Below are 5,565 nucleotides of genomic sequence, written 5' to 3' on the forward strand. Positions count from 1 at the left end.
TGCGCAAGGACGATATCGCGTCAACAGCGTTCTGGTTCGCAACCGAACCTCATGCCTCGGGGACTACCGGTCTCAGCTATGAGAACCTCCTGGTGGGTTCCCGACCGTAGGGGGTTGATACTGGTGGCTCCGACGGGCGTCGATCCCGTGACCTCACGATTTTCAGTCGTGTCTCAACACCTATGCAGTCATGGATTCTGAGGCGAAATCGGCCCAATTGCTGGGGTTCTCGGCATATAAGTGATCACTACAAGGTACGGTGATGTCCGTCGTTTGTAGTCAATCGGTAGTCACGTCAGAGATCTATCGATGCACAAACGTCAGAGATGTCCTGATGCATCACACGATGGATCACTCACTCTGGACCAATGTTGCTTGATGGGCGTCAGCGTCAGCGTCAGGGACTGTGCGTACGGCGTGGCGAGTTCTTAGCGGACGATGCGCTCGTCAGCACTGCTTCCGTCCAGGCGCCAGATTCCATTCACGGAAGCGCCGTTCTGGTCGATCCGATCGATCACGACGCTCGCCTCTCCGCCCGACGTTGGACCCAGTCCCGATCACGGAACGAATTATTCCTCCTTGGCGCCCTTGGGCTGGTCGAGTTGTTGCTCGCGTTGTTGCTGAGCGACTCGTATTGCTTCCATCCGAGCGGTCAAGAGCGCAACTCTTTCGGCTTCACTGCCTTCGCGGTAGGGCGGCAGTCCGAGCTCGTACGCATTTAGCTGTACCTCTAACTCATCGGCTGTCTGCCGGAGGTAGAACGCACGCTCGCGGTATTTGAAAAATCCAGTGAATCCTGCCGCAAGGCCGACTGAAAAACTTAGCCCGACGGCAATCCACTTCAGCGGTCCCTGATCAGGATTGAGGCTAGCGACGGTCGTCGTGGCAAGCGAGCCCACAATGATGATCGACTGGAACAGATTGTTGACTCTCCGGTAGCCATTGCCGCGCCGCCGCGTCTGGACTGCACTCCGCTGCATGGAACTCCGAAATGCGTACTGCCGCACGGCGAGGTCAATTTCGGCCCCGCTGAATAGCAAGGCCTGCTCGTCGTAGAGGCGTTCCAATTCCAGTTCAAGTCGCCGTGGGCTCAGAATCTCCTTCTTCGCGACGTCATGCCAGATGCCTATAACAATCATCAGCACGGCAGAAACCCCAACGTAAAGGCCAACCAAGGTCCAGAAGACGCTGAGGTCGAAATACTTCGCGAACCACACGTTGGCGACGAACATCGCGGCAAGAACCATCGGTGCGCTTAGCGCTACGAGCCGAAACAGGCCGCTAGCGATTCGAGCGCGTCGTGTCTTGTACTCCAGCTCACTTATGTCCGCCCGGAGGTCGATGAGATCGTCGAGGTCCGTGCCGGATTGGGTCATGCGCTGACGATAGCAAACGGCCGAACGCGTGTCGCACAAACCGTCGGGGATAGCAGGCCCGCAGGCCGGTCGCGTGTCGGACGGCGGGCGTACGGTTGCCGCACGTACCCGAAAGGACTCATCATGGCTACTTCACCAACACAGGTCAACGAGGCTCACTACTCGACCGAGGTTGCGCTCTTGGATGCGATCAAGATTGAGATTGCGGGGGTCGCTGCCGCAAGTGATTACCCCACGGATAGGGCCGCGCTGCTTGAGACTCTTGCTCTTGCTTATCGCTATGCGGTGGGTGGTACGCAGCCTGGAAGTGTCGTCGTCAGGAAATAGTGGACGCACGTCGGGTGAAACGAACGATCCCTACTGGCGCGTGCGCCCGGATGAAAGCTGCGTTCACGAGGGGGGATTCTAGCTTCGACGGGCAGTCCTGCTCGTAAGGTCTTTCGGTCGCTCGTATGCTCGCTACGTGCCGGTGCCCAGGACAGACGTATCATTCTGGGACCTTGTGCGCGTGGAAACCCGTGGTGCCTCCGCCAAGGTCTGGGTTCGAGAGCCCGCAGGGTCGTCGACGCGTCCCGAGTCTGACTGGTTGTTCAAGCCGGTCACCACCCACAGGGACGGCAGCGTTCAAGTCGGCGATTGGACAGAAGTGGTGGCCTCACGTGTGGCCCGCTCGCTGGAGGTTCCTGCTGCAGAGGCGCTGCTGGCAGTTCGGCACGGCATTCCTGGAGTCATCCTCCGCAATGTCCGGCCAGCTGGATACGACATGGTTACGGGACGCTTGGCCATGCTGGATGAGATCGATGTTGAGACGCGCGATTCACGTCGCCAAAAAAGTGCATCAATCGGTCATTCTCTTGAGAACGTGCGACTGGCGCTGGACCGCTACGGGCCGCCGCCCGGCGCTACTTCGTGGGAGGGCTGCACGGCCTTCGATGTGATGACAGGGTATCTTGTGGTTGACGCCCTTATCGGGAATGGCGACAGGCACGAACAGAATTGGTCGGTCTTGCGTGCGCAATCTATTTCGAATGCGGGATCGGACGCCCTTGCTCCGACATATGACATGGAAGCGTCCTTGGGTTTCCAGCTCACCGACGGCGCTCGGGAAGCCCGACTTCGAGACGCTGGCAGCATCGAGGCATTCGTTCTGAAGGGGTTGGCCAGACGCTTTGAGGGCGATCTCGATACGTCACTCGTTGACCTCGCTGCGCGGTCGTTCGCAATGTGCAGTGCAACTGGTCGGGCAAGACTCAAAGATCTGGTCGGCGATATCGTGGATACGGACTTTGAACAGATCGTCGAGGCAGAACCATCCATGTCGGAGGTTACCCGTACCTTTGCACTTAAGGTGCTAGAACTCAATGAAAGGAGGATTCACAATGCAATCAGTAGTTGACGCAGAGTCTGCTGTCGCAGTCACGGAACTGTTGGTTCTCTGGCAGCAGCCCTCCACAAGGGCGATGCTCCCTATTGCGGTTCTCTCCTTCGATGGCGAGTACTACCGTTTCAGGTACCTGGATGGAGTCGCTGATCTTGAGGGCTTCCGTGCACTTGTCGGGTTCCGAGAATTCGAACGTGAGTATCAGAACGAAGACTTATTCCCGCTCTTCCAAGAGAGAGTTCTTTATCCGGGCCGTTCCGACTACGGGCGAGTAGTCCAAGAGCTTGACCTGGATCCGTCTAAAGCGACGCCTTGGGAGCAATTGATCCGCACTGGTGGAAGCTCCGAAGGCGACACCATTCAGGTGACTCCTTTCCCCCGGGCGACGGCCGGGGGATGGGAATGTTTGTTTCTCGCTGCCGGCATGCGCTACTTCCAGGAGAAGTCGGTAAAGACCCACCGCGGTACGTCAGTGACATATACCGAGGGTGAGTTCGAGGCGCTCCTAAGTGCGTTGTCCTCTGGAGATTCGCTAGAGGTGGTTCTCGAGGTCGACAACACCTACAACCCAAGCGCTCACCTTCTCTTCTATGGGGATCACATCGTCGGGTATCTTCCGGACTGGCTCGCCCGACTCACCGCGCCGTGGGTGGTTGAAGGTAATCCTGTGGTGGGACAGATTGTTAGGCTCAACGAGTCTGGTGCGGGTTGGCATCTTCGACTAATGGTGGTTATTTCCGCTGATGAACCCTTCGCCGACCTCGACAGTCGACTTAGGCTTGGCAAGGCGCTTCGCTACGGAAGCTAACGCCACCTCCTGAGCGAGAGGTTTTCCTCCGACAGCATCAGGCCTCGTCTCAGCGGGCCTCCCGCTACCAAGTGGGGACACTGAGGCGCGGTCGCCTCGGATCGAGGGTCATAGGCCATGCGGTTATGGCAACGACGGCCCCTGTAGGTCGGCGGGGCAGGACGGCGGAGTCTGTCATAGCGGTTCAGGGCTCAGCCCGCTTGATGAGCACACTAACCGCATGGGCGAGAGTCCCAGGATCTTCAACGACAGATTTGGAGAACGCCTTCGGGTACGAGGCTTCGTGGGCTTGGAAATCTTCCGTCCGAGCGGCGATGTCCGGCACTTGCGCGAGAGATTCCTTGAGTTCGCTCACGAGTTCACCATAGCTTTGCCGCAGGCACGGCCTCAGGAGAGTGCGACGCGAGGTGCATCTCAGTTGAGGGGCAAGACTACGACAGCGTCACGCTGATCCGCGCCAGGGGCTGCGTAGAGCGTAGGGAGATCGAAGTCAGGCGTCCCAGAGATCTGGAGGGCCGCCTTTGCGAGATCGTGTGCGCCGCCGATTGACTGTCCGTCCGCCAAAGCGGCGTACAAGCGGGCCGAGTATGCGATCGCGTCAGCGTCAGATATTGAGTCGGAATGCCCGATGGAGAAGGACGCGATTCCGCCGGCAGCAATTCGTTCAGCCTGCCCAGCCGATGAGCACGCGTTCAACACCACCAAAAGTGGTGGCTCATCCACCGCAGCCAGTGCGGCGGCCAATGCAGCCCCGGTCACGACGGCCCCGGGGTTCGGCCCATCTACGTCCTGCTCGAACATCACGACCGACTCATTTGCGTGCCCTGAGAAGTGAACGATGTGTGGTCGACTCTGAGTGAGCCCGCTCAGTAGGTCGTCTCCGGTAGCGGCTGGCCTAACATCTATCGTGACCGAATCGCGGCCAGATGCGAAGCGAACGGCGTCTTGGATCCTCTTCTGTTCGCGACCAACTCGGAGATCGCCCTTACCCGACGCGGTCAGGATCAACAGACGCAGGTTCTCCTTGCGCGGCTCCCGAAGATGGGCGATCGCATCCTCGTGCGTCGTCACTTGAGCGGCAAGTTCCTGGTGCCGGCGCGCCACTTCGGCAGCGTCTCGATCCCTCTGTCTCTCCTGTTCGTCCCGACGCCGTGCTTCGGTCCGAACTACTTGTTCACGCTGCCTCTCGGCGCCTTGCCGGGAGCGTTCCGCTGATCTCTGCTCCGCCAGTTCGGCGTCACTAAGTTGCTGGATGAGGCGAGCCTCTTCTTTCAGATAGCTACTCGCCTTCGTCTGCCACGATGCAGAGTCTCTACCTGCCGAGTTCGCCTCGTTCTCGTAGCGCTCCGCGCCGCGAAGTTTTGACTTAGTCGTCGACTCGCTGCGGCTGGAAGCGGCAGCAGATCGCGCTCGCGCAGCTGCGGCTCGCTTCTCGGTTTCCTTGCTGCGAGCGGATGCGGCGCGCTTCTCTGCGTCGACCCGCTGCTCTCGTTTCCGCTTGAGCTGAGAGCGATACGTGGAGGAACTCATAATCCCGAGGATAGACAGCGCCTACGTCATCGCGCAGCTTGCACGGATGTAGTCAATGGAGATTGGAATGAGCAGGCGAAGTCGCCCGTAATTCTGCGAATCTACCGCCGCTTCAGGGTGCGTGCGCAATCGAAATGTAGTCATTCGATTCGAGTGCATATAGATCGGGAGGCCGAATGATGTTCAAAACAGGCTTTTGACCAGCGCAAAAGAGAGTGGCTCCGACGGGCGTCGATCCCGTGACCTCACGATTTTCAGTCGTGCGCTCTACCAACTGAGCTACAGAGCCGCGGGAGCTTTCACTCCCACTACACAAAAAGCCCCTCCTGATCGAAGAGGCTTCGTGCTGTGCGACCCTGACCGGACTTGAACCGGCGACCTCCGCCGTGACAGGGCGGCGCGCTAACCAACTGCGCTACAGGGCCTAGCTATTCAGTTCTCTTAAGACATTGCTGCCTGTGTCTGGTGAC

7 protein-coding genes and 2 tRNA genes are annotated in these 5,565 nt (G+C 59.0%); 4 read left to right on the top strand and 5 right to left on the bottom strand.

Features of this window, described 5'->3' with window-relative positions:
* Positions 1-569: 569 nt before the first annotated feature.
* Positions 570-1,376, bottom strand: a complete 807-nt coding sequence (locus RMN95_RS04295; RefSeq protein ID WP_309615723.1) for a DUF4231 domain-containing protein — start codon at positions 1,374-1,376, stop codon at positions 570-572.
* A gap of 123 nt (positions 1,377-1,499) precedes the next feature.
* Here RMN95_RS04295 and RMN95_RS04300 point away from each other — a divergent pair, with 123 nt between their 5' ends.
* The 3 genes from RMN95_RS04300 (at position 1,500) to RMN95_RS04310 (ending at position 3,565) form a co-directional block, all read left to right on the top strand.
* The gene (locus RMN95_RS04300; RefSeq protein WP_309615724.1) at positions 1,500-1,703 is read left to right on the top strand and encodes a hypothetical protein; all 204 of its coding nucleotides are present in this window, start codon (positions 1,500-1,502) and stop codon (positions 1,701-1,703) included.
* A gap of 181 nt (positions 1,704-1,884) precedes the next feature.
* On the top strand, positions 1,885-2,772 hold the full coding sequence (locus RMN95_RS04305; protein ID WP_309615725.1) for a HipA domain-containing protein: 888 nt from the start codon (positions 1,885-1,887) through the stop codon (positions 2,770-2,772).
* A complete protein-coding gene (locus tag RMN95_RS04310) occupies positions 2,756-3,565 on the top strand; it encodes a hypothetical protein (RefSeq protein ID WP_309615726.1) in 810 nt (269 codons plus the stop codon). Before RMN95_RS04305 ends, RMN95_RS04310 begins: the two co-directional genes overlap by 17 nt.
* 184 nt (positions 3,566-3,749) lie before the next feature.
* Here RMN95_RS04310 and RMN95_RS04315 read toward each other — a convergent pair whose 3' ends face one another.
* Together RMN95_RS04315 and RMN95_RS04320 are read right to left on the bottom strand one after the other, a co-directional pair.
* Positions 3,750-3,920, bottom strand: a complete 171-nt coding sequence (locus RMN95_RS04315; protein WP_309615727.1) for a hypothetical protein — start codon at positions 3,918-3,920, stop codon at positions 3,750-3,752.
* A gap of 59 nt (positions 3,921-3,979) precedes the next feature.
* Complete coding sequence (locus RMN95_RS04320) at positions 3,980-4,369, bottom strand: hypothetical protein (RefSeq protein ID WP_309615728.1); 390 nt, start codon at positions 4,367-4,369, stop codon at positions 3,980-3,982.
* 141 nt (positions 4,370-4,510) lie between these two features.
* On the opposite strand from RMN95_RS04320, the gene RMN95_RS04325 reads away from it, so the two are divergent.
* Positions 4,511-4,780 carry a hypothetical protein gene (locus RMN95_RS04325; protein ID WP_309615729.1) on the top strand — a complete coding sequence of 90 codons (270 nt, stop codon included), beginning with the start codon at positions 4,511-4,513 and terminating at the stop codon, positions 4,778-4,780.
* Between the two features lie 531 nt (positions 4,781-5,311).
* On the opposite strand, the gene RMN95_RS04330 is transcribed toward RMN95_RS04325, so the two are convergent.
* Together RMN95_RS04330 and RMN95_RS04335 are read right to left on the bottom strand one after the other, a co-directional pair.
* Positions 5,312-5,384 (bottom strand) — tRNA-Phe (locus tag RMN95_RS04330).
* Between the two features lie 62 nt (positions 5,385-5,446).
* Positions 5,447-5,520, bottom strand: a tRNA-Asp gene (locus RMN95_RS04335).
* Positions 5,521-5,565: the final 45 nt, after the last annotated feature.

Origin of the sequence: Salinibacterium sp. (assembly GCF_031364185.1) — a bacterium.
GTDB lineage: Bacteria > Actinomycetota > Actinomycetes > Actinomycetales > Microbacteriaceae > Rhodoglobus.

What these genes read in the sequence shown, in the direction of transcription:
- RMN95_RS04300 (WP_309615724.1), top strand. Translation starts at nt 1,500, where the DNA reads ATGGCTACTTCACCAACACAGGTCAACGAGGCTCACTACTCGACCGAG.
- RMN95_RS04310 (WP_309615726.1), top strand. Translation starts at nt 2,756, where the DNA reads ATGCAATCAGTAGTTGACGCAGAGTCTGCTGTCGCAGTCACGGAACTG.
- RMN95_RS04295 (WP_309615723.1), bottom strand. Translation starts at nt 1,376, where the DNA reads ATGACCCAATCCGGCACGGACCTCGACGATCTCATCGACCTCCGGGCG.